The organism is Alloalcanivorax xenomutans, from assembly GCF_032810065.1.
GTDB lineage: Bacteria > Pseudomonadota > Gammaproteobacteria > Pseudomonadales > Alcanivoracaceae > Alloalcanivorax > Alloalcanivorax xenomutans.
In genome coordinates, this window is record NZ_CP136538.1 from 4,372,943 (window position 1) to 4,396,205 (window position 23,263).

Annotated in this window: 26 protein-coding genes; 12 read left to right on the forward strand and 14 right to left on the reverse strand. The window is 61.8% G+C overall.

Going from position 1 to position 23,263, the window contains the following annotated elements:
• The first annotated feature begins 51 nt into the window (after positions 1-51).
• A complete protein-coding gene (mmsB, locus tag RYH70_RS20175) occupies positions 52-942 on the forward strand; it encodes a 3-hydroxyisobutyrate dehydrogenase (protein ID WP_022994658.1) in 891 nt (296 codons plus the stop codon).
• A gap of 139 nt (positions 943-1,081) precedes the next feature.
• Here the strand turns inward: mmsB and thpD are convergent, their stop codons facing one another.
• Positions 1,082-2,026 (reverse strand): ectoine hydroxylase, encoded by a 945-nt coding sequence (thpD, locus tag RYH70_RS20180; protein WP_097059083.1) that lies wholly within the window; start codon positions 2,024-2,026, stop codon positions 1,082-1,084.
• Positions 2,027-2,322: 296 nt separating this feature from the next.
• Here thpD and RYH70_RS20185 point away from each other — a divergent pair, with 296 nt between their 5' ends.
• Positions 2,323-3,075: an SDR family NAD(P)-dependent oxidoreductase gene (locus RYH70_RS20185; protein ID WP_022997257.1), complete on the forward strand. Its 753-nt coding sequence runs from the start codon at positions 2,323-2,325 to the stop codon at positions 3,073-3,075.
• 1 nt (position 3,076) lies between these two features.
• Complete coding sequence (locus tag RYH70_RS20190) at positions 3,077-3,997, forward strand: LysR substrate-binding domain-containing protein (protein WP_317009576.1); 921 nt, start codon at positions 3,077-3,079, stop codon at positions 3,995-3,997.
• A 147-nt stretch (positions 3,998-4,144) separates the two neighbouring features.
• Here the strand turns inward: RYH70_RS20190 and RYH70_RS20195 are convergent, their stop codons facing one another.
• The 4 genes from RYH70_RS20195 to RYH70_RS20210 all read right to left on the reverse strand — a co-directional run bounded on the left by RYH70_RS20195 (position 4,145) and on the right by RYH70_RS20210 (position 8,216).
• A complete protein-coding gene (locus tag RYH70_RS20195; RefSeq protein ID WP_317009577.1) occupies positions 4,145-5,452 on the reverse strand; it encodes a TRAP transporter large permease in 1,308 nt (435 codons plus the stop codon).
• 10 nt (positions 5,453-5,462) lie between these two features.
• Complete coding sequence (locus RYH70_RS20200) at positions 5,463-6,020, reverse strand: TRAP transporter small permease subunit (RefSeq protein ID WP_317009578.1); 558 nt, start codon at positions 6,018-6,020, stop codon at positions 5,463-5,465.
• A 91-nt stretch (positions 6,021-6,111) separates the two neighbouring features.
• Complete coding sequence (gene dctP / locus RYH70_RS20205) at positions 6,112-7,221, reverse strand: TRAP transporter substrate-binding protein DctP (protein WP_317009579.1); 1,110 nt, start codon at positions 7,219-7,221, stop codon at positions 6,112-6,114.
• A 125-nt stretch (positions 7,222-7,346) separates the two neighbouring features.
• Entirely contained in the window at positions 7,347-8,216 is an 870-nt protein-coding gene (locus RYH70_RS20210; protein WP_317009580.1) for an HAD family hydrolase, read from the reverse strand.
• A 187-nt stretch (positions 8,217-8,403) separates the two neighbouring features.
• Here RYH70_RS20210 and RYH70_RS20215 point away from each other — a divergent pair, with 187 nt between their 5' ends.
• On the forward strand, positions 8,404-10,122 hold the full coding sequence (locus RYH70_RS20215; protein WP_317009581.1) for a hypothetical protein: 1,719 nt from the start codon (positions 8,404-8,406) through the stop codon (positions 10,120-10,122).
• Complete coding sequence (locus RYH70_RS20220; RefSeq protein WP_317009582.1) at positions 10,112-10,723, forward strand: hypothetical protein; 612 nt, start codon at positions 10,112-10,114, stop codon at positions 10,721-10,723. The genes RYH70_RS20215 and RYH70_RS20220 overlap by 11 nt, the downstream gene beginning before the upstream one ends.
• A 7-nt stretch (positions 10,724-10,730) precedes the next feature.
• On the opposite strand, the gene soxR is transcribed toward RYH70_RS20220, so the two are convergent.
• A complete protein-coding gene (soxR, locus tag RYH70_RS20225) occupies positions 10,731-11,192 on the reverse strand; it encodes a redox-sensitive transcriptional activator SoxR (protein ID WP_022997265.1) in 462 nt (153 codons plus the stop codon).
• Between the two features lie 131 nt (positions 11,193-11,323).
• Between soxR and RYH70_RS20230 the strand changes: the two genes are divergently transcribed.
• The gene (locus RYH70_RS20230) at positions 11,324-12,283 is read left to right on the forward strand and encodes an ABC transporter ATP-binding protein (RefSeq protein ID WP_022997266.1); all 960 of its coding nucleotides are present in this window, start codon (positions 11,324-11,326) and stop codon (positions 12,281-12,283) included.
• Entirely contained in the window at positions 12,280-13,041 is a 762-nt protein-coding gene (locus RYH70_RS20235) for an ABC transporter permease (protein WP_022997267.1), read from the forward strand. The genes RYH70_RS20230 and RYH70_RS20235 overlap by 4 nt, the downstream gene beginning before the upstream one ends.
• Positions 13,042-13,045: 4 nt before the next feature.
• On the opposite strand, the gene RYH70_RS20240 is transcribed toward RYH70_RS20235, so the two are convergent.
• Positions 13,046-13,279: a hypothetical protein gene (locus tag RYH70_RS20240; protein ID WP_022997268.1), complete on the reverse strand. Its 234-nt coding sequence runs from the start codon at positions 13,277-13,279 to the stop codon at positions 13,046-13,048.
• Positions 13,280-13,367: 88 nt separating this feature from the next.
• Here RYH70_RS20240 and RYH70_RS20245 point away from each other — a divergent pair, with 88 nt between their 5' ends.
• Positions 13,368-13,709 carry a DUF3301 domain-containing protein gene (locus RYH70_RS20245; RefSeq protein ID WP_022997269.1) on the forward strand — a complete coding sequence of 114 codons (342 nt, stop codon included), beginning with the start codon at positions 13,368-13,370 and terminating at the stop codon, positions 13,707-13,709.
• Positions 13,710-13,920: 211 nt separating this feature from the next.
• On the opposite strand, the gene RYH70_RS20250 is transcribed toward RYH70_RS20245, so the two are convergent.
• From RYH70_RS20250 to RYH70_RS20280, 7 genes are all read right to left on the reverse strand, one after another.
• Positions 13,921-15,807, reverse strand: coding sequence for a hypothetical protein (locus tag RYH70_RS20250; RefSeq protein WP_233917639.1), 1,887 nt, complete (start codon positions 15,805-15,807; stop codon positions 13,921-13,923).
• 377 nt (positions 15,808-16,184) lie between these two features.
• Positions 16,185-16,802 (reverse strand): glutathione S-transferase family protein, encoded by a 618-nt coding sequence (locus RYH70_RS20255; protein ID WP_022997271.1) that lies wholly within the window; start codon positions 16,800-16,802, stop codon positions 16,185-16,187.
• Between the two features lie 52 nt (positions 16,803-16,854).
• Positions 16,855-17,664: a mechanosensitive ion channel family protein gene (locus RYH70_RS20260; protein ID WP_022997272.1), complete on the reverse strand. Its 810-nt coding sequence runs from the start codon at positions 17,662-17,664 to the stop codon at positions 16,855-16,857.
• Positions 17,665-17,800: 136 nt separating this feature from the next.
• On the reverse strand, positions 17,801-18,277 hold the full coding sequence (locus RYH70_RS20265; RefSeq protein ID WP_022997273.1) for a peroxiredoxin: 477 nt from the start codon (positions 18,275-18,277) through the stop codon (positions 17,801-17,803).
• A 198-nt stretch (positions 18,278-18,475) separates the two neighbouring features.
• Positions 18,476-20,542, reverse strand: a complete 2,067-nt coding sequence (locus RYH70_RS20270; protein ID WP_284455561.1) for a VIT and vWA domain-containing protein — start codon at positions 20,540-20,542, stop codon at positions 18,476-18,478.
• 268 nt (positions 20,543-20,810) lie between these two features.
• Complete coding sequence (locus RYH70_RS20275) at positions 20,811-21,341, reverse strand: hypothetical protein (RefSeq protein ID WP_022997275.1); 531 nt, start codon at positions 21,339-21,341, stop codon at positions 20,811-20,813.
• A gap of 30 nt (positions 21,342-21,371) precedes the next feature.
• Positions 21,372-21,857: a YajQ family cyclic di-GMP-binding protein gene (locus RYH70_RS20280; protein ID WP_316309148.1), complete on the reverse strand. Its 486-nt coding sequence runs from the start codon at positions 21,855-21,857 to the stop codon at positions 21,372-21,374.
• A 121-nt stretch (positions 21,858-21,978) separates the two neighbouring features.
• On the opposite strand from RYH70_RS20280, the gene RYH70_RS20285 reads away from it, so the two are divergent.
• From RYH70_RS20285 to trmY, 4 genes are all read left to right on the forward strand, one after another.
• Complete coding sequence (locus tag RYH70_RS20285; protein ID WP_316309149.1) at positions 21,979-22,152, forward strand: type II toxin-antitoxin system RelE/ParE family toxin; 174 nt, start codon at positions 21,979-21,981, stop codon at positions 22,150-22,152.
• Entirely contained in the window at positions 22,149-22,262 is a 114-nt protein-coding gene (locus RYH70_RS20290; RefSeq protein ID WP_014996636.1) for a type II toxin-antitoxin system RelE/ParE family toxin, read from the forward strand. Before RYH70_RS20285 ends, RYH70_RS20290 begins: the two co-directional genes overlap by 4 nt.
• The gene (locus tag RYH70_RS20295) at positions 22,262-22,555 is read left to right on the forward strand and encodes a HigA family addiction module antitoxin (protein ID WP_014996637.1); all 294 of its coding nucleotides are present in this window, start codon (positions 22,262-22,264) and stop codon (positions 22,553-22,555) included. The genes RYH70_RS20290 and RYH70_RS20295 overlap by 1 nt, the downstream gene beginning before the upstream one ends.
• Positions 22,556-22,650: 95 nt before the next feature.
• Positions 22,651-23,250, forward strand: coding sequence for a tRNA (pseudouridine(54)-N(1))-methyltransferase TrmY (gene trmY / locus RYH70_RS20300; RefSeq protein WP_026948752.1), 600 nt, complete (start codon positions 22,651-22,653; stop codon positions 23,248-23,250).
• Positions 23,251-23,263 lie beyond the last annotated feature (13 nt).

The following is a 23,263-nucleotide window of genomic DNA, read 5'->3' on the forward strand; positions in this document are numbered from 1 at the left end:
AGGATCTGTAAAACGGGCACCGCGTCGGCTTCAGCAGCTGGAGGAATAATTATGAGAATCGCGTTTTTTGGTGTCGGACACATGGGCGGTCCGATGGCCGCCAATCTGGTCAAGGCCGGTCATGAGGTGCTCGCCTTTGATCTGGTGCCCGCCTTGCTGCAGGAAGCGGTGAACGCCGGTGCCAGCGCCGCCGACTCACCAAAGCAGGCGGTGGAGAACGCCGAGGTGGTGATCAGCATGCTGCCCTCCGGCGCCGCCGCCAAAGGGCTCTACCTGGGAGACGACGGTATTCTCGACGCCATCGGCCAGGACAGCCTGATCATCGACTGCTCCACCATTGATGCCGCCACCGCCCGCGAGCTGGCCGGCGCCGCCGCCGACAGCGGCCGGGTGATGATCGACGCCCCGGTATCCGGCGGCGTCGGCGGTGCCAAGGCCGGCACCCTGACGTTCATCTGCGGCGGCCCGGAAGATGCGGTGGAGCGCGCCCGCGCGGTGCTCGAGTGCATGGGCAGCAAGATTTTCCGTGCCGGTGACAATGGCGCCGGGCAAGTGGCGAAAATCTGCAACAACATGCTGTTGGCGGTCCACATGATCGGCACCGCCGAAGCCCTGCAACTGGGCGTCGATCACGGCCTCGATCCCAAGGTCCTGTCGGACATCATGTTCGCCAGCTCCGGCCGCAACTGGTCCCTGGAAGTCTACAACCCCTGGCCCGGGGTCATGGAGGGCGTGCCTTCCAGCAACGACTATCAGGGCGGCTTCGGCGTCAACCTGATGAACAAGGATCTCGGCCTGGCCCTGGAAGCCGCGCTGGCCAGCAAGTCCGCCACGCCCATGGGCGCGCTGGCCAAGAGCCTGTATGGGCTGCACGCCAACGCCGGTAACGGCGGCCTGGATTTCTCCAGCATCCAGCGGTTCTTCAAGCATCGGGACGAATAAACGGAGCACCTGGAAGCGGCTACGGCGCCGCTGTAGGAGCCAGCTCTGCAAGCGAATCCTTTAGGCCGTGAAACACCATTCGCTTGCAGGGCAAGCTCCTACAGTGGCCTTGTGGCTACCTCTGCGTTTGGGTCCGGCATCAGAGGTCCGGCGTCCACTCCCGGTCCGGGTCGTGGGCCAGGAATTCCGGGCGCCGGCGGCGCGCGGCGAACGGTGCCTGGCAGCGGTTATCGCGGCGGTTATAGACGAAAAACACATTACTGCGCGGGTCCGGCGACATATTGGCGTTGGAGCCGTGTAGCGTGTTGCAGTCGAACAGCAGCAGACCACCGGCGGCACCGGTGGGCGCCTCGATACCGTGCCGCCGGATCAACTCCGCCAGGATCGCCTCGCCGGGAACACCGATCTCCTGCCGTTGCAATGACTGTTCATGATGATTTTCCGGAGTCTCACCGAGACAGGGCACGAACACTTTGTGCGACCCCGGGATCAGCATCAGAGGGCCGTTGAAAGTGTGATTGTCGGTGAGCACGATGGAAGCGCTGACCGCGTGCATGGCCGGCATGCCATCCTCCGCGTGCCAGGTCTCGAAGTCCGAATGCCAGTTGAACCCCTTGCCCTTGAAGCCGGGTTTGTAGTTGATCCGGGACTGATGCACATAGGGTTCACCGCCCAGAATCTGGCGGGCCCGGCCGATCAAACGCGGGTCCTCCGCCAGTTGGCGGAAACGCCGGGACAGGAAGTGCACCGCGAACAGAGAACGGATTTCACGGCTGTCCGGCTCCGTGATGGTGAAAGGGCGCCCTCGAAATGACGGCGTATTCATCAGCGAGGACATTTCCCGTCGCAGCGCCGCGACCTCGCCGGCATTGAGAAAGCCGGGTTCGAACAGAAAGCCCTGACGTTCAAACCGCTCCAGTTGATCCGCGGACAGCGGGCCCTGTCCGGCGTCGCCTTTGACCACTGCCTCACGGCGTTGCAGCCAGGGAAGGTCCGGAGTCCGCGCAAGGCGGGTGGGATAGGGGTCGTTTCCAGACCGGAAAGACCTGGGATAAGACTGACGTGATAGCGTCGGTGCTGACATCAAATCACCTCCGAGATTTGCGATCAGTTCCAGCGCGGCGGCACGATCCGCCTGTTGCCTGGGTGTTCAATAACCTTTTCAGTGACTGAGAAAATCCACGAACGGAACCTTCAGTGGTGAGGGATGATGGTGGCCACAAGAAAAATTTCAAGAGCCTTGCCGCACACCCGCGCCACGGAAGCCACGCCGATTCATACCAACCTGCCGGTATTGCCACGGGGCTGTCCTGACGTCCCTTTCGGCGTACAGTAACCCCTCGATCGGCCCGGTTTGGCCGGCATCAAAGGGAGAGACAGATGGGATTCGATTTCAACGACACGCGCGTGGTGGTGGCCGGCGGCAGCCGTGGCATCGGCCGCGCCATCGCCCTGGCGTTCGCGGCGGCCGGCGCCCGGGTCTCGGTCTGCGCCCGTGGCGCCGAGACGCTGGACGCCTTGCGCCAGGACGCCGCCGCCAAGGGGTGGGAACTGCATGTAGCCACCTGCGACCTGGGTGATAAGACCGCTATCGACGGCTATATCCGTGATGCGGCACAAGCCCTCGGCGGGCTCGACGTACTGGTCAACTGCGCTTCGGCCTTCGGACGCGGTGATGACGAAAGCGGCTGGGGCATGAGCATGAACGTGGATCTGATGGGCACGGTGCGCGCCTGTCACGCCAGCCTGCCGTATCTGCGGGAATCTTCCCGGGCGTCGATCATCAACCTGACCTCCATCGCCCAATTCCACCCCTCCGTTCGCACCGCCCCCTATGCCGCGGTAAAGGCGGCGGTGAGTCACTACACCAGCAGCCTGGCGTTGCGGCTGGCCGGCGACGGGATCCGCGTCAACGCGGTGGCACCAGGGTCAGTGGAATTTCCCGGCGGTGTCTGGGACGACGCCCGCCGCGATAATCCGACGCTGTATCAAAATATCCTGGCCGGCATCCCGTTCGGCCGCTTTGGCGCGCCGGATGACATCGCCGAACCGGTGCTGTTCCTGGCTTCCCCGCAGGCGCGCTGGATCACCGGCCAGACGCTGGCGGTGGACGGCGGCCAGTTGCTCAGCTGAGATGGCCAACTCCACGCAGCGGCTGTTCTTCGACCTGGTGGACCTGCGCCTGTTCATCAATATCGCCGAAGCCAACAGCCTGACCCGTGGCGCCGAACGCTCCTGCCTGTCCCTGGCGGCGGCGAGCATGCGCATCAAGAATCTGGAAGATGCCATCGGTACCCGTCTGCTCAACCGCGCCAGCCAGGGCGTGACACTCACCCCCGCCGGTCAGGCCATGTTGCGCAACGCCTTGCGCATTCTGCAGCAAAGCGAACGCCTGCTCGGCGATCTGGCGGAGTACGGCCAGGGAGTCAAAGGCCGGGTGCGCCTGTTCGCCAACACCACCGCCATGACCGAGTTCCTGCCCGCCGCGCTGGGCCGGTTCCTGTCCGACCATCCGCGGGTGGATATGGATCTGCGCGAGCGGCTCAGCCACGACATCGTCAAGGCGGTCCAGGACGGCGCCACCGACATTGGCATCGTCGCCGGCTCGGTGTCCACCGAAGGCCTGCAGGCGCTTCCCTATCACGGCGACCGGCTGGTGCTGACCACCGCCTTGAACCATCCCCTGGCCAGCCGCGCGCGACTGGCCTTCAAGGAAGCGCTGGGCCACGACTTCGTGTCCCTTCACTCCGGCAGTGCCATCCACACCTTTATGGCCCAGGTGGCCAGCGAGTTGGGCCTGGATACCCAGATCCGTGTCCAGGTTTCCAGTTTCGACGCGCTGTGCCGCATGGTGGAAGCGAACGCCGGCATCGGTCTGCTGCCCCGCTCCGCGGCGCGCCGGCTGGCCCGGTCCATGGATATCCATGTCATCGAACTGTCCGACGCCTGGGCCGAACGGGAGATGAAAATCTGTGTGCGGGAGCTGGAAGCATTACCGACCTTCGCCCGCGAGTTGGTGGACTACCTGCTGGCGACGCCGGGACCGGGGGCTTAACGGAATTGGAGATATGAATTCACGCCGTATTCGCGAGCAAGCACGCTTCCCGCAGCAACGGCCACGGAGCCGCTGTGGGAGCTGCCTTGGCGGCGAATCGGCTTGCAGCCACCCCCAGCGTGTGCGTTATGCGATACTTGTTTTTTCTCAGCCCACCAGGTTCGGCAACCATAGCGCCAGTTGCGGGAAGCTGCTCAGCAATAGCAGCAACAGCGCTTCACACAGCAGGAACCAGAGCAGGCCCTTGAACACGGTACCCAGAGCCACCTGGTCGCCCACCACGCTCTTCACCACGTAGACGTTCATGCCCACCGGCGGCGTCAGCAGCCCGACTTCAATCAACTTCACCACCAGCACGCCAATCCAGATCAGATCCATGTTCAGGGCATGAAATACCGGCAGGAACACAGGCAGTGTCAGCAACATGACACCCAGCGGATCGAGAAACATACCCAGTACCAGGTAAACCAGCACCAGTGCCAGCAAGGCCCAGGCCACGGTCATATCCATGGACGTCACCAGCTCCACCAATCCGGTGGAAAGGCCGGCCATGGCCAGGAAGCGGGTCAGCATGACCGCGCCGATGGCGATGAAGAAAATCGATGCGGTGGTACGCAGAGCTTCCGCCAGCGACGCGCAAAAGGCACGCCAGGGCAAACGCCGTTGCAGCAGCGCAATGGCCAGCGTCATGGCGGCTCCGAGAGCCCCGGCTTCGGTGGGGCTGGCGACACCGCCGTAGATACTGCCGAGCACGCCCAGCACCAACAACGGCAATGGCCATACCGCGCGCAGACTGGCCATGCGTTCCGCCCAGCTCACCTGCTCATGCCGTTGCGGCGCCAACTTCGGATTAAGCCAGCAACGGATCACGATCATGGAGGCGAAGAAAACGGCGGTGAGCAGGCCGGGAATAACCCCGGCGAGAAACAGCTTGCTGATCGACTGCTCGGTGTACCAGCCGTAGATAATGAACAGAATCGAAGGCGGGATCAGTGCCCCCAGGGTGCCGGACGCGGCCACGGTGCCGGTGGCGAGCCCCCGGTCATAGCCGTAGCGGAGCATCTCTGGAATGGCCAGCCGCCCCATGGACGCGGTGGTGGCCATGGAGGAGCCGGATACCGCCGCGAAACCGGCGGATCCGAAATTGGTGGCCAGGGCGAGCCCGCCGGGCACCCGCATCAGCCAGAGCCGGGCGGCGTCGTAGAGCAGCCGGGTCAAGCCGGAGTGATAAGCGAAAGCCCCCATCAACAGGAACATGGGCACCGCCGACAGGGTCCAGCTGGCACCGAATTCATAGGGCATGGCACGCAGCATGCCCAGCGCCGGATCGACCCCCCTCAGGGCAACGATTCCCCCCAGGGATACCACGCCCAGGGACACCGCAATGGGCACACGCAAAGCCATGAGCAGCAGCAAAATGCCGACGCCGCTCAGGCCGATCATCATATCGGTCATGACAAATTCCTCAGGCCACGGTGTCGTCTTGGTCCCACGCGGAGAACGGATTGATCGGCTCCAGTGAGCGTTGACCGGCAACGAGCATGATCAGGTCATCCACCGCGTGCAGCAGGAACAGTGCCGCCATCAGCAGACCGCCAGCGGGTACCAGCCAACGGGCCGGCCACACCACGATCTCGCCGACACCGGCGGTCCAGGTTTCGCCGATCAGAGTCATGTCCCAGGCTTCCAAGGTCCCCATCCAGATCAAAACACCCACATAAATCAACGCCACCACATTGCCAAGCAGATCGAGTACCGCCAGCGGGCGTTCACCCATGTGCCGGGTAAACAGCTCCACGGTGATGTGATCACGGGTATAGGTCAGCAGCCCCAGGGGCAGGAAAATCAACGCCACCATGTAGTAGTTGGCGACCAGTTCCAGGGTGCCATCGATCGGGTGGTTGGCGAGCCAGCGCAACAACACATCCAGCGTCACCTGGCCCATCATCACCAGCATGGCGCAGGCGGCGATCAGGGCGAACCCCTGCACCAACCGCATCAGCAGACGGTCGAGAGCCTTCATTGTATTTCCTTAAAAAAGAGGCTTGAAAGGGCGTCTTGAAAAGGGAGGACACGGCGGCCACCGGTGAAGGCGCCGCCCGTCGCTCTATCGGCTACAGCTTGGAGAAAATTTCGTCTTGCAGTGCCTGCTGATAGGCATCGTAGTCACCGTCCAGGTCGGCGACGAGTTTTTCCCATTTGCTCAGAGTGTCCAGGAACCCCTGGAGAAAAGCGGCCGGGTCATCACCGCCAACCCCACGCTCCTTGGCCAGCGCCAGCACCCGCCGGAATTCGCTATCGACATGATCGGCCAGCTTCTTGCTCTCGGTTTCGGAAGGCTTGGCGAATACCACGCCGGCGGCTTCGCCTTCGGAACGCGCCTTGGCGGAATCATCTTCGTAGCCTTCGGTGACGTCGCGAACCAGTTTCGCCAACTGGGACGAGATCACCGCGCGCTCGTCATCAGAAAGTTTTTTCCAGGTTTTGTCGTTCACTTCCAGGACGGTGGCGCCGTAATAGGAACCGAACGGCATATCACTGACCCACTTCACCACTTCCTTCAGATTGAGCGTGTGCATGTAGGCCAGCGGGCCGACGTTGCAGTCCGCCTGTCCACGCTGCAGCGCCTGATAGATGTCCTCGGTGGGGACCGCGACGATGGTGGCGCCGAATTGCTCCACCCAGTTCACCAATGGCGTGCTGGTGGCACGCACCCGCTTGCCGGCCAGGTCGTCCAGGCTGTCGAGTTCCTGGCGGCATTCGAAGTGATAGGGCGCGGAGCCGTAAAACGCCAGCGGCCGGGCGTTGTGTTTCAGGTGCTCCTGCATGCACTCGGGGCATTTGAGCAGGTAGTACTCGTTGGCGGCGGCGGCGGCCACGCGGGCATCGCTGACCGCCAGCATCAGCGAGGCGATGGTGTCGGTGGCGGGAATCTGGCTGGTGACCCAGGCTGGAACCACCAGGCCGGAGTCAACGATGCCGCGCTGGATCGTGGACAGGGTCGCCGGTCCTTTGGCCATCACGCCACCGGAATAGACCGTCAGCTTCAGATCACCGCCGGACGCCTCCTCCAGGCCTTTGGCAAGAGGCTCGATGCCCTTGGCCACGGTAGTGTGGTTGCTCGGGAACGGGGAAGAGTAGGACAGGTCGGTGGCGGTGGCGACACCGCTGAACAGGGTCAGACAAAAGGCGGCCAAACCGGCCGTACGGGCAGTCAGAGTCATAGTGTACTTCTCCTGGGGCCCAAGCACGCATCCACAGCCCCAATCACTGAATTGTTGTTGTCATCACCGGGCCGTGCCGTCGGGCCGGCTCTATCACACTGCCCGCCCGGGCCAATGGAGACAATTCAGTTTTCCCTAAGTCTGCCTTCAGGAGGAGTGAAGGCCGCTTCCGCCGCCCGCTGGACCCGTTTGCCGTTGGCCACCATGTCACGCACCAGCCGCACCAGCTCCCCGAAACGGGTCACCACCGCATCCGGGCGGTGGGGGTGGCGTGGCGAACCGGGGAAGATCTTGTCGAGCCAGGACTGCGACCACTGGGCGCCGTTGTAGAACACGGCGGTGACGCCGGCTTCCTTGCCCGCGATCACGTCGGTGGTGCTGTCGCCCAGATACCAGCAGGTGGGGCCGGGCTGCTGCCCAAGCCGCCGTAATGCTTCGAGAAGCATATCCGGGGCTGGCTTTCGGTGGGCCACGTCATCGCCGCAGACGATCACATCGAACAGCTCGATCCAGGCCCCGTCCTCCAGCCGGCTCAACTCGTGCTCCAGATAGTCTCTTTTGCGATTGCTGATGATGCCCATGGGAATGCCCAGCTCCCGCAACCGGCGCAACTGTGAGGTGGTATCCGGCTCCAGCGCGTGGACATCGTCCACGTACTTCTTGTAGCAGTCATCGAAGGCCGCGTGGATACGGGCCTTGGCGTCCTGATCCGAGCCGAACAGCACTTCGAAGATATCGGTGCGCGAGATTTTGCGCTGGGCGGTGATTTTCGGGTGCAGACGGTGGTGGTCACGGACGTATTTGACCAAACGGGCGTCTTCCAGCGTCTTCGACTGCTCAGTGGTCAGCAGCCGGTCACGCAGGCCCAGCGCTTCCAGACGGGGCAGCACATCGTCGATGGCGTGATACATGGCGTCATGGGTATCCACCAGGGTGGCGTGCCAATCCATCAGTATCGCCGTGGGCACCGCCTGGGGAAGCTGCAGAATGCTCATGGTCCCTCCAACACCCGTTCTCACGCAATGTAAGGTACTCAACATCGCCATGCAGCATAGCATGCCCTTTTTACCATTCCGGGACAGCGGCGGGTGGCCAGTACCGCCATCATTCAATACCATTCGCTTCGCCCCTGGAGTCTGTCCAAAGTTGCTACGCCACCGGGGCGGAGGGAAAGGAGCCCGCATGCGCATCAACCCCGTCTGGTCCCGCATCACCGCCTTGCTGTGTCTGATCGTGGCCGCCGTCCTGGCCGGGCTGGCCTGGACCACCGCCAGGGCCGCCTCCCCGTTTTTTCTGGACCGCTATGCCCAGGCCGGCGTTCACTTCTTTTGCGCTGCCCTTCTCCTGGGCCTGGCGTTGATACTGCTACTACGCCGGCGTCCGCGCGGCCCCCTCCTGATACTGGCCGGGATCGCCGTGCTGATGCTGGTCGCCTCACCCATGAGGCTGGTGCAACTGGACTGGGGTGGCGAAGGGATTACCGTGTCACTCCGCTCTCTGCCGGAACTGGTGGGTGAAGGCTGGCGGCGTCAGTCCATGACCACCGAACTGGTGAACTTCAACGAGCCTGCTTCCGGCCCCACGGCCTGCATTGAAGAGCGGGTGGAAGCCCGGGGCCTGTTTCGTTTCCAGCAGCATTATCGCTGGCGCACGCCCGAGGCCCTGACCGAATCGCGCACCGGCGGAATGGAGGAATGTCTGCGCTTCCGCCATCAATTGATGACGCAATTGGACGGGCTGGAAGGCGCTCTGGTGAGGGGCGATGCCGACCAGGCCAGAGCCTTGCTTGATCAACATCACGCCGAGAAAGGCCGGCTCGCACTGCAACTGACCGATGTGGGCGAGCCACTGCGCGGTGCTTTGGCGAAACTGCTGCACACCGATCCGGCCTCCCCGGCCCCGCTCACCTTGGCGGACATCGCTCTGGTGCTCGGCAGCCGGCCACACGTCCAGGCTTGGCTGCAGCCCGACGACGCCCAATGGTATCAACGCTATGCCCTGTTCAAACTGGGCCTGACCGACCTTGTACCGGTGGAGACACCACGTGAAGACACCGGTTTTGGCTGGCGCGGGGAAGATCCGATGTCCGTCTCCCACTTGCGCGAGACCGGCGGCTACCGGGCATTCGACTACACCGCGGCCAATCTCCACTGCGACGCGGACTACGCGGTTTTTCTCAAGAAGCAAGGGCTCGCGGTGCCAGCGGACAGCGCCGTGCTGCAGTTGTTTCTATCCCGGCTCTGGGCGACGACACCAAAAGGCGCCACCGATGTGTCCCGGCGCATTGTCAGTGTCAATCTGCCCAATTTGCCCAGCCAGGCGGAAGACCCTCGGGATTGCGTGGCGCTGGCCCGCTTCTACACCGACCCGGAACCTTCTGAGCACGTAATTACCCTGCTGCGCCGGGCCACCGGTGCCGGAGTTTTCAACCACCAGCAAAGAATGCTGGGCGCCGAGATGGACAAGCTGCCCCGGGAAGAACGTTTCAAACGACAGAGCAAGGCCGTTCGGAAGGTCTATGAGCAGTTCGAGTTCAGTGAGAAGACCCTGCCCCTGCCGCCGATCGTGCCCATGTTCACCGCCATATTGGCGCCAAGGCGGGACACCAACGCCCTGTGTCAGGCACTGTACGTGATGCCCTGGATGGTGAGCCACGACAGCGCTCTGGAGACGCTCTACGACCTGGCCCGGCAGTGGCGCGGCGAACCGATCCGCCTGGACATGGCCGGTCCGCCGGAGGAAATCTGCTCGTTGGGCCTGATGCTGCCGCCTGGCGGCTTCGAGCGTCAAACCCGGGAGCGAAACCGGTTCCTGGCGCAGGCGAAGCTGCCCTGTAAGGTGGTGCTGCCCGAGGGCACCTACATTCACAGCGAACGACTGGAGTGCCGCCATGAGCAATGAGCGTGCCGTCGAATCGCCTCTCTATCGTCCGGCACCGGGGTTGATGCTCGCCATTGTGGCGACTTTGGGCTGGGCCGCCGTGACCCTGCTGTCGCTGTTGCTGGATTGGGACTATCTGGCCCCGGGCTACCGGACCATAGGTGATGACATCAGCGCCGCCGGCGCTCAGATCTGGGGTCTGCCCTGGCTACTGGCGCTGCTGATGGCGGCGTCCGTGATCCTCGTGATGATTCTGTTTATTCGCCAGCTGCGCGGACGGCGCCCGGGCCTGATCTTCACGTTGACGACGGGCCTGGCCCTTTGCGCGCTACTGCTGCTGTTGGCGCCACCGGCCGTGGACTTCCAGGTGCGTTACTACCATGGTCCCGGGGACCGTACCATGGTGCTGTTCACCGGCCATCGCACACCGCTGTTCCGCTACAGCGAGAGCCATGAGGAGAGCACGCTGTATGGGGAAGGCTACAAAGACAGCCGCCACTTTGTCTGTCTGACCGATCGTACCTGGAAGGTCGGCGTGATCCGGGTCAGCCGGAGTCTGTTCCCGATTCTCGACAAGGAGAACCAGCAGCGTATTCTGGAGAGCCGATGCCGGGAACGGTGAACCCGGTTCAGTCCGGGTCCACCAGACGGGCACCGCTGCCTTCTTCCGCCAGTTCGTCCATGGGGTTACGCAACGGACAGGCGGACAGGGAAAGACAGCCGCAGCCGATGCAACCACTGAGTTGATCCCGCAGCAGGGTCAGCCGCTCGATGCGCTTGTCCAGATCCTCGCGCCATTGGGCCGACAGGCGCCCCCAGTCCTTGGCATTGGGGGTACGCTCCTCCGGCAGGGTGGCCAGCGCCTGGGCGATTTCCGCCAGCGGAATGCCGGTTCGCTGGGCAATCTTGATGACCGCCAGCCGCCGCAGCACGTCACGGGTATAGCGCCGCTGATTGCCACTGCTGCGGCGGCTCTGGATCAACCCCTTGGCTTCATAAAAATGAATGGCGGACACCGCAAGGCCGGTGCGTTCGGCCACCTGGCCCACGGTGAGCGCCTTGCCCACATTATCGGCATTGAGCCTTTCCATGATTCACCTTTGACCTTAACAATGCTTGAGGTTGTAGCTTTTTCTTTCTGAATTCGCAATACCGTGGTGGTATCGTCGATTTACTTCGAGCCGCTTCGACCAGAAACAAAGCCTCATCACAAGGAGCCTCCGTGGATACGGTTATCTCGGTCAGAAATCTCAACAAGACCTACGACTCGGGTTTCCAGGCGCTGAAACAACTCGACCTGGACATCCATAAAGGGGAAATCTTCGCCCTGCTTGGCCCCAACGGCGCCGGCAAGACCACCCTGATCAGCATCATCTGCGGCATCGTCCGCCCCACCGCCGGCACCGTGCTGGCTGGCGGTTTCGACATCCAGCAGCACTACCGGGCGGCGCGCGGAAAGATTGGCCTGGTGCCACAGGAACTGACCACCGACGCCTTCGAAACGGTGTGGGCAACGGTGACCTTCAGCCGCGGCTTGTTTGGCAAGCCACGTAATCCGGCTCACATTGAACGGATACTGAAAGACCTGTCCCTGTGGGACAAACGCAATGACAAGATCATGGCGTTGTCCGGCGGTATGAAGCGGCGCGTGATGATCGCCAAGGCACTGTCCCATGAACCGGAGATCCTGTTCCTGGATGAACCCACCGCCGGCGTCGACGTGGAGCTGCGCCGGGATATGTGGCAACTGGTGGAACAACTGCGCGAGCGCGGCGTCACCATCATTCTGACCACCCACTACATTCAGGAAGCCGAGGAACTGGCCGACCGTATCGGCGTGATCAACCATGGCAAGCTGGTACTGGTGGACGAAAAGAACGCGCTGATGCAGAAACTGGGCAAGCGCGAACTGCATGTGCAGCTGGTGACGCCGCTGACGCGGATCCCCGAAGCCCTGTCGGCCCTGCCGTTGACGCTGTCCGAGGACGGCCTGGAGATCACCTTCACCTTCGACGCCCGCGACGAGCAAAGTGGCATCGCGCCGTTATTGCGTCAACTTGAGGACAACGGCATCGAATTCCGCGATCTGCGTACCCGGGAAAGCTCTCTGGAGGACATCTTCGTGCACCTGGTCCATGAGTCGCGCCATGATGAAACCACACCCGGGAGGGAGTCCGCATGAATTTCCACGCCATTCGCGCCATCTATCTGTTCGAGATGGCCCGCACCTGGCGCACGCTGCTGCAAAGCATCGCCTCGCCGGTGATTTCCACCTCGCTGTATTTCGTGGTGTTCGGTTCCGCCATTGGCTCCCGCATGGTGGAGATCGACGGTATCAGCTACGGCGCTTTCATTATTCCCGGCCTGATCATGCTGATGCTGCTCAACGAAAGCATTTCCAACGCCTCCTTCGGCATCTACATGCCGCGTTTCTCGGGCACCATCTATGAAGTCCTGTCGGCGCCGGTGTCCTACGTGGAAATCGTCACCGGTTACGTCGGCGCCGCCGCCAGCAAGTCGATCATTCTCGGCCTGCTGATCCTCGCCACCGCGCGGCTGTTCGTGGACTTCCACATCGCCCACCCGGTGTGGATGGTGACGTTTCTGGTACTCACCGCGGTGACCTTCAGTCTGTTCGGCTTCATCATCGGGGTGTGGGCGGACGGCTTCGAGAAGCTGCAGATCATTCCGATGATGATCGTCACGCCACTGACTTTTCTCGGCGGCACTTTCTATTCAGTGAACATGCTGCCGCCGGTGTGGCAAACGATAACGCTGTTTAATCCCGTGGTGTATCTGATCAGCGGGTTCCGTTGGAGTTTTTATGGCGTCGCCGACGTCAATGTCGGTATCAGCCTGGGCATGACCGTGTTGTTCATGGTGCTGTGCGTGGGGGGGATCCACTGGATCTTCAAAACCGGCTACCGGCTGAAGAATTAACCGGTCAGCGGCGGTTCGAGCTGCCCGGGCGGTCCTTATCATCATCGTCACCCAACAACTCGTCCAGCTCTTCCTGACTGAGGTAGTCCAGGTCCCAATGGCTGGTGTACCGTTCCTTCAGACGGTGACGGCCGCGATGTAGATCCTCCGGCTCGTCACCGGCATGGGCGGCGCCGGAGTCTTCCTCCGGCGGCGCTGACGGGGGGCGGTGGAACCAACGTTTCAACCAAGCCAGCATAAGCACCTCACTTGGCTTCCCGGAAGCCATTGACTGCGCTTTTACCCGGAGTGAATACCGGGGTAATCACCAAACTGACGGACATAGCATGAATCTGCAACTCACGGACCTGCTTTTGCTCAGCGCCTTGTGTATCGCCGCGGCCCTGTTCTGGCGCGCCCAGAAGATTCGCGAAAGCGCCCTGCTGGCCACACGCCGGTATTGCCAGAGAGAAGACGTGATGTTGCTGGACGAAACCGTGGCGCTGCGCCGTGTGCGGGTACGCCGCGATCCGGGCCGAGGGCTGTGCCTGCTGCGCTGCTACAGCTTCGAGTTCACCGTCACCGGTGGCGAACGTTACCAGGGCGAGACCCGCATGCTGGGGCCAAGGGTGCTCAGCATCACCCTGCCGCCGCATCGCTTCAGTCCGGAAGATCAGCGCCTGCACTAGAGAGCGGCTGTGAAGCGAATTCTTGAGAAACGGCCCCAATTCGCTTGCAGGCAAGCTCCCACAGCGGCTTCGTAGTCCCTTCCGTGGGAATCTTGCCGTTCCATAATGGCGGGACAACACCGCGATGTGCCTTGCCTCGTTGCCCCAAAAGAAAACGCCCCGGGAATCGCTTCCCGGGGCGTTTTTTGCTTCGTTGCGAATCGACTGGGTATCAGGTCCAGCCGAACAGCAGGTCCAGCAGGCTGCTCAGCAGGTCACCCAGAACAGGAACGTCCTGCAGGGCGTCCTCAATCGGGCTCAACAGCTGCTTCAGCAGGCTCTCATCGTTACCGGTCAGGGTTTCCAGCAGACCGGCCAGCGGATCACCCAGGGCCGGGATTTGCTCCAGCAGGTCACCCACGGTCGGAACCAGGGCACCGCCGTCACCGACAGGGCCGTCGAGGACACCACCAAGCAGGCCGTCCAGATCCAGGTCACCGCCCAGCGCGCCGCCCAGCAGGCCGGTCAGCAGATCGCCCAGCACCGGAATATTCTCCAGCAAGGACAGATCAGGCTCGAAACCGCCGTCACCGCCAGGCAGACCACCACCCAAAGTACCCAGTATCTGGTTCAACAGATCACCCAGTACCGGGATCTGATCCAGAGCGCCGGTGAGCATATCCAGCGGGTTGCCGTCACCACCACCCAAGCCACCGTCGGCCAGGCCGAGCAAGGTGGCCAGAAGGGGATCGAGTACGTCACCCAGCACCGGAATCTCACCCAGCAGACCGGTCAGACCGGACAGCTGGTCGCCGGCACCGGCCAGGCAAGACAGCGGATTACCGGATTCGCAGGTCAGCGCGCCCAGTACTTGCTCCAGCACGTCGCCCAGCACCGGTACTTGATCCAGCAGGCCGGTCACGGCTTCCAGATCGCCACCGCTCAGACCACCCAGCAGACCTTCCAGATCCAGCGGCAGGCCGCCGTCACCACCGATATCGCCGTTGAGGATACCGCCAATGATATCACCCAGAACCGGAATCTCGCCGGTCAGATCACCCAGCATGCCCAGGTTTTCCAGCAGGCTGGTGAGCGGATCGGAGCCGTCGCCCGGAAGCGGCAGGCCGCCTTCCAGCAGACCGCCCAGCAGATCGCCCAGAACCGGAATGCCGCCAACGGCATCGGCGATCGGGCCCAGGCCTTCGCCGATATCCAGCAGACAAGTCAGTTGGTTCTCGCCATCTTCACAGTTGCCACCCAGGCCAACCACGGTGGTTACCGCGCCCAGCACTTCGGTAAGACACGCTTGCGGGTTGAACTCGGACGCGTTGGTGGCCACCGGGCACAACGCCATGGAAACGGTGTTCACGGTGCCCAGCAGCAGTTCGCCACTGGCCAGGTTGTTGGCCACGCCGGTCAGGCAGGTCTGCGGGTTCATCATGTCTTCGCAGCCCAGCAGGCCGACCACGCCCTGGATGGTATCCGGAGTGGACTGCAGCACCTCGACCAGACAGGTCACCGGGTTGCCGTCCGCGTCCTGGGAGTTAGCCGGACACAGTGCCTGGGTCACCGGGCTGGTACCGTCCAGCAAGCCAGTGATGGTGTTCTTCAGGTAAGTGCCGCTTTCCAATACACAGGCTTGCAGGAAGTCTGGATTGGTGGCGCTACCCAGCAGACCGGACTCGGTGTCCGCTACCGCGTTGGCACACAACAGGCCCAGCAAGTTGTCGTTGCTCAGGGAAATGTTTTCAAGCGCTTCATTCTGACAAGTCAGAACATCAATCGCATCGCCCAGATTGGAGTCGATCAGAGCACCAGGACAAACAGAAGCGGTGAAATGGTTGTTGCTATCGATCAGCGTCAACAACTCCGCTTCTTCTTCAGGAGTCGGCTCGTCGGGATCGTCGGGGTTATCAGGGTTGTCGGGATCATCCGGATCATCGGGATTGTCCGGGTTATCAGGGTCATCCGGATTGTCCGGGTTATCGGGGTTGTCCGGGTTATTCGGGGTTCCCGGGTTGTTCGGATCGTTCGGCGTACCGCCGCCACCACCACCGCCACTGCCACCACAGGCGGCCAGGGCGACCACCATCAAGCACAGTAGCAGGCCTCTTGCCATGGACGTAATCATCGCTTCCACCCTCATTGAGTAACCATTGTTCGAAAAATTCAGGTCATCCAGTGACCAGGGTTGAGCTCCCCGTCCCCCTGAAAACCGATGAACCTCGAATGAACGAATGTACAAAGGGTGGCTATGAAAAAATGTAGAATGTGATTTACGTCATGTTAACGGCGCGTGCTCAGGTAACCCCGCGGTTTCCGTTGTCAGCGGCTGTAACCAGATTGTGACTTTTATCTCATCCATCAGGAGAACCACGTAACAGGATTGCGCAAAAAACAACAAGATTGGCGCGCCCTGACCGGCACGCCGGGCCTGTTTCTGTTCCAGCAAGGATCGCTTGTCAGCCAGAGCGGGCCGACAGGACAGGAAGGGAATCAGGTGATCTCGATCATCACCCGGTGTCGATAAGCGGGGCGCTCGGCCAGACGGTGATACCAGGCTTCCAGATGAGGCAGATCCGGGCGCTGGTCATCCAGCTCAAACCACGGATAGCTCAGGCAGCCCAGCGGGATATCGCCCATGCCAAAGTCATCACCGGACAGGTAGGGCTGGCTGGCCAGAGCCTGGTCCGCCACCGCCAGTTGCTCGCGCAAAAACCGCAGTCCCCGTTCCATGGCCGCCGAATCGCGAGTCTCCGCGGTTTGGCGTACCCGGTTGATGAACCAGTCCTTGTAGGCCCCCACCAGGGTGGTGGAAGCCCAATCCATCCATTTGTCCGCGCCGGCACGGCGTTTCGGATCCGAGGCGTACACTCGACCGGCGCCGTACTGAGCGCCAAGATAACGAACGATGGCATTGGATTCCCACAACACCAGGTCGCCGTCCTGCAGGCAGGGAATCAGGCCGTTCGGATTCATTTCCCGATATACCGGCTCATCCAGCCCGCCGTAACGGCCACCGAGCGGCTGATGCTCCACATCCAGCCCCAGCTCATCGGCGCACCACAGCACCTTTTTCACGTTGGTGGAATCCTTGCGGCCCCACACTTTCATCGCTCTTCTCCGGTTCCGGGCCGGCGCCGTCAGGCAACCGGCCACTCAACGATCAGCCATCCACCTTGTTCAGGTGCACATCCATTTGCGGGAAGGGGATGTTGATGCCCGCTTCATCGAAGCGGCGTTTTACCTTCTCAGTGATATCCCAAAGCACACCCCAGTAGTCCGCGTTCTTCACCCAGGGACGGCAAAGAAAATTCACCGAGCTGTCCGCCAGTTCGCCGACCACGATGGTCGGCGCCGGATCCTTGAGGCAGCGCTCGTCTTCCGCGATCACTTCCTGCAGGATCTGCTTCACCTTGCTCAGATCCGAGTCATAGCCAACCCCGAACACCATGTCCACCCGGCGGGTGGGCATTTCCGAGTAGTTGACGATATTGCCGGCAATGATCGGACCGTTGGGCACCGTCACCACTTTGTTGTCCGGAGTGTTGAGGATGGTGGCGAAAATCCGGACTTCCTTCACGGTACCGGAGGTGCCAGCCACTTCCACATAGTGCCCGACACGGAAAGGCCGGAACATGATCAACATGACGCCGGCGGCAAAGTTGCCCAGGGAATCCTTCAGTGCCAGACCCACCGCCAGACCGGCGGCACCGACAATGGCCACCAGGGAGGTGGTCTCGACACCCAGTTGATCCAGCGCGGCGATCACCACGAAGACAAACAGCAGGATGTGGATGATGTTGCCCAGGAAATTGGCCACCGTCGGGTCCAGGCGCTTGTTCAGCATTCCCTTGAACCCGTTGGCCAGACGCTTGGCCACCCAGATCCCGATGACGAAGACCACCACCGCCATGGCAAAGCTCCAGGCGTATGGCATCAGGTTTTCATTGATGAATGTTTCGATTTGTTCCATGTACCCACCTCTTTTCCTGAAAGCCCAAAATTATGCCGCATCCTTAGTGGCATCCCCATTCGTGGATCGCCTTCGGGCTGGTGTTTTTACACAATATTCATGGTTCGCCGGCACCGCGCGATGCCAGCGAACACTATCAACCCAGTTGAGCCAGCACGGTTTCCGCGCTGCTTTTGTCCACGCCTTTGGCGTCCACGCCCAGATACTTCACCACGCCATCCTCGGCGATCAGGGCGAAACGCTGACTGCGGATACCGAGCCCGGCACCGCTGGCATCCAATTCCAGCCCCAGGGCACGGGTGAACTCAGCGTTGCCGTCCGCCAGCATGGTAATGTGTTCGGCGTTCTGGTCCTGCTGCCAGGCGCCCATGACAAAAGCGTCGTTCACCGCCATGCAGGCGATGGCATCCACTTTCTCCAGTAACGCATCAGCGTTCACCACGAAACCCGGCATGTGGGTCACGGAACAGCCGGGGGTAAAAGCGCCGGGAACGGCGAACAAAACCACCTTGCGGCCTTTGAAGAAATCGCCGGTGGACAGGTCTTCCGGTCCTTTGGCGCCATTGGTTTTGATGGTGACGTCAGGCAGTTTATCGCCAACGGATATAGTCATGATCAGGTCCCGCTTGGTTGTCGTTGAAGCCAGGGCGCGCTCCGCGCCAGGAAATCCGGGTCAATGTAGCATGCTATCCGTGATCGCTCCCAGCATCACCGGCATGGCCGGGCCCGGTGCGACGGAAGAAAGACATCGCGGCCCTTTTCATAGTGAAAAGGGCCGCGACACACTTGCTCATTGGGACCTGATCTCTTCTTAGCGACGCTGCCGCCACCATCCACCCAGCAGCAGAATCAGGAACGGCAACCAGGCCAGCGGTCCGAACGCACCGCCACCGCCGCCACCCGTGGAAGGGCGATGCCCCTTGAACATCGGCTGCGAACCATCAACCCGATTGGAAACCGGCGTCACCTGCTCGCGCTGAGCCTTGGCCAGACGTTCGATATCGCGGCGTTTGGCGTTATCGCGGTCGATGCCGTACTGCTGGAACATCTCCTCCCGCAGCACCACCATGGAGGTGTAGTTGGTGACCAGGCCGTACTCCAAACCGAGATCGATGATGCCGTTACGAAGGTCCGCGTTGTCACCGAAATTATTCAGCTCCCGCTGCATCCCCTCGATGGTGGCATAGGCCCACAGCCGCTCCAGCTCCGGGTTGTCGCCTCCGCTGGCGGGGAATTCGAAGCGGGTTCTGTAGCGGCGTTTCTCGCCGCCGACTTCGGCGGTAAGCGTCACCTCCGCCGGGCCCTGGCCCCAATAGTGCCCCATCAGCACCATCTGGCGGCCCCGGTATACGGTGCCCAGACGTTCGGGAGTCACATCGGCGGTTTTCACGCCGTCGATCTCCACTTTCACATTGTTCATGGCCTGGTGGGTGACCTTGCTGGTGGCCAGCAGAATCTGCCCGACAATGTCATCGCTGTTGGAGACGTTTACCGCGAAGCCCTTGCTGGCGTCGGTGAGCGCGGTCAGCATCGGCCGGTTGGCGCTGTTGCCCATGACGAAGGTGAACAAGCGGATGTCATGGGTCTCGAGCAGTTCGAGGAATTTCTTCTGATCGGTGACACCGACGTTGGCGACGCCATCGGTCACCAGCACGATGCCGGTGGGCCGGTCCGCGTCCAGAGGCCGCAGCGCCAATTTCAGACCATCGAACAGATTGGTGCCGCCCTGGGGGCCCAGGGCCTGAACCCGCTTCACGTAATGACGCACGTTCTCCGGGTTCACCACCACATAGCCATTGGTCAGCTCGCTGGCATGGTCATCAAACAGAACGATACGGAAACGGTCACCGGGGCGCAGTTTACCCAGCGCCTGGCTGACTCCTTCGGCCAGCGTCGCCAGCTTGCCCTGCATGGACCCGGAGATATCCAACACGAATACCCAGTCGCTGCCGGTGGTGATCGGCTGCAGATCGTCCCCCGGGGTCAGGCTCAGCATGAAGGTCCCGCGGGAGGCGCCAGCGGCACGATAAGCCACGAGGTCCACACTGCCCGGCAGATCCGCCGCATGCCGCCAGTAAACCACCACATCCTGGTCAAGCCTGAAGGCCGCCGCCGGCGACGCCGGGTCCTCGCCTTCACCGGCGGGCACCGCGCCCTCTTCCGTCTCTTCGGCGGCCCCGGCACGGCTGTCCAGCGTCACTTGCCATTGTTGTGGTCCCAGCTGTTTGACCCGGGCCTGCGGGTGCTTGGGCAGACGCACCGCCTCCACCGGATAGCCGGTGCGCAGGTTCATGGTGAAGGTGAAGTGCTGCTCCACTTTGTCGTTGGCGGTCCAGAACGACAGGCGCTCTTCATCCACGCCGCCCTCTTCCAGAGGATAGACATAACGGCCGATGCCGGTATCGACAAAAGCCGGTTGCAGATACACCAGCCGCACCCGGGTGTCCTGGCCCGCCCGTACCGGGCTGACGAAGACATCGAAGGTGCGGTAATCGTCCTTTTCCATCAGACCGGCGTCGCGGCCGGCGGCTTTCTCCTGCTCGTAGACCTCGCGGGCTTTTTGTTTCTCCAGCACCTCGCCGGTGACCGGCTTGCCATCGATCCACACCGTGAACTCCGCCACCGCCGCCTGGCGCGGTACCGGGAAACTGTACCAGGCCTCGAAATCGCGGTCGTGGGGATTGTGGAACACCTGCTCCACCTCGGTGACCGCGTAGCCGTCCTCCACATCCACGGTGACATGCTGCTCGCGAATACTCAGCGGCGGTTCACTGCCATCCGCCGGGGTCATCAGACCCGCCGCCGCCACGATCTTCGCGCTCATCACCAACGCCAGTCCCAACAACCAATGTCCGAAGGTTCGTCCTGTGAGTGTCATTGTCATTCCCCTTATTTGAACGTTGTTTAATTTAGACACAGGACAACCCATCTATTAAACGATGTTCATTAACAAGATGTTTCGGACAGTGTTCAATTGAGGGATGACGCCGAGCAGGCGCCGCCTTCCAAGCCCCTATGGCGGCGGCCCTGCTGGCACGCTGGGACAACCTTCGCCTGCAAGGCAGGCTCCCACAGGTGGCTACGAAGCGGCCGTGGGAGCTGCCCTGGCGGCGAATCGGCGTGCGCGGCGCACTAGTGTGATGTGTTCAGGAAGGGCGGCGCAGCTCGGCCGCCACGTTATCGATCAGAGCGGCGAAATCCGGTTTGGCCACCAGCGCCAGGATCAGGCTGAAGATACCGTTGATCAGGGCCAGCACGACGTCAGCGTGGGCCAGGCTGAGCACGATCGCCAGCACCGACACCAGGTCCATCACGCCCAGGAACGAGAAGGCTCCCGCTTGCGCCTTCAGCATCGCCAGCTCCTGGCCCTCGGCGCTTTTCGCCCGAGGATCCTTCAGCGGCCGCGCGGCCACCGTTTCCGGGGCCAGCAGCACCTTCCGCAAGGGCCGCGCCACCACCAGCATCAGTCCCATGGCACCCACCGCCACCATGCGGGCGGTATCCACCGGCGCCAGTTGCGCCAGCGGCTGGAAGTGCCCGTAGATCACCAGCAACGCGATGCCGATGCCCACCAGCAGCGGCGCCGCCAGCACCGCGAACCACACCAGCGTCAACCGCCGGGCCAGCGCCCTTGTTTGATCCGATACGGCTTGATCCGACCTGGTTTGATTCGACATGGCACTTCGCTCCGCTATCAAGGGCGCCGGTCAGTCGCGGAAATTGTTGAACTGCAGCGGCAGTTCCAGCTTGGATTCCTTGAGCATGGCGATCACTTGCTGCAGGTCATCCCGCTTCTTGCCGTTGACCCGCACCTGATCCCCCTGGATCGATGCCTGCACCTTGATCTTGCTGTCCTTGATCATCTTGACGATCTTCTTGGCGGTGGGCTGGTCGATGCCCTGCTTGAAAGCCAGGGTCAGGGAGAAAGTCTTGCCGCTGTGCACCGGCTTGTCTTCCCGGTCGGCGCCGGCGGCGCTCAGATTCTGTTTTACACAGGCCTTGGCGAACAGCTCCTCGAGCTGGCGAACCTGGAATTCCGATTCGGTCTTCAGCGTCACCGACAGCCCGTTCTGTTCGATATTGGCTTCCACGCCACGGAAATCAAAGCGGCTGGCCAGCTCCCGGTTGGCGTTATCCACGGCGTGGCGCAGCGCCACTTCATCGGTTTCGGAAACGATGTCGAAGGACGGCATGGTTCTTTCCTTGCTTCAGTTGATTCCGGCCAGGACGGCCCCGCGGGGGGATTATACGGGGTTTGCCTGAGGAGCGAAGCACCCTTGTTGCGCAACACGCAACATCTTATAATCCATCACCATGATCAAATCATTCCGCCACAAAGGACTGCAGCGGTTTTTCACCACCGGTTCCACCGCCGGTGTTCAAACCACTCATGCCAAGCGTCTGAGGATGCAACTGGCCGCCCTGGATACCGCAACGGTCATTGAGGATATGGATATTCCGGGCTTCTCCTTGCACCCCTTCCCTTGAAAGGAAAAGCAAAGGGGCGCTGGTCCATCCGGGTAAGCGGAAACTGGCGTCTGACCTTTGAATTCAAGGACGGCAACGCCTATGTGTTGAACTACGAGGATTATCACTGATGAACATGCACCATCCCCCACACCCCGGTGAGTTCATCCGAGAGGTTTACCTGGAACCTCACGGTTTAAGTGTGCGTGCGCTGGCGGCAAAGCTGGATATCTCTCCCTCCTCGCTCAGTCGTGTCCTTAACGGGGCCAGCGGCGTGAGCCCGGAAATGGCTTTGCGCCTATCAAAAGCCCTGGGGCGAACTCCGGAAAGCTGGCTGGCCTTGCAGGACCTTTACGACCTCTGGCAGGCACGGCAACGGATCAATCTGGACAAGGTCCAGGCCATCGATTTCAAGGTTGCCTGAACCACCGGAACCCTTCTCCGCCGCAAGCGCGTTGCATTGCCGCGCCCGGCACAATCGCCGACACTAGCCGCCCCAATCACCATGAAGCAACGATCATGAGAGCCTTCGTTCTGCGCGCCCGAGCCGCCCCCACCGACAGTCGCCGCCTGCGCGAAGGCGTGGGACAGGCCGCCCATACCGAGATTCTGGCGCATAGTCTGATGAACGCCCTGTTCGTTGCTCAGTCCCACCGCGACGATGTCACCGTCTACCTGGTACTGGAAAGCACTCAGGACTATTCACGCACCGTGGCTTTCGTCGCCGACGATATCCGTGATCTCGGCGGCTTCCACGAGCAGGCGTTGCTGGACAGGATCGCCAGTGCCCTGGATGTGTCCCAGGGCATGGGCAAGGAACAAACCCGGACGGTGGCACCGGGTATTACCGTGAGTACGCTGAGTTTCGAGAAGCTGGTTCAGGACCTGGCCAACGACTACCAGCTTTATGTCATGGACAAGAAAGGCGAACCGATCCAGGACGTGGATTTCCCCGACAACCCCTGTTTCCTGCTCACCGACCACATTCCCATGCCGAAAAAGAGCTTCAACAGCCTCAAACGGCTGGGGGCCGAGAAAATCAGCCTGGGTCCGAAAATGCTGTTCGCCTCCCAATGCGTGGTGCTGATTCACAACGCCCTGGATATTCAGGGCGTGTGAAGCACATCCCCTC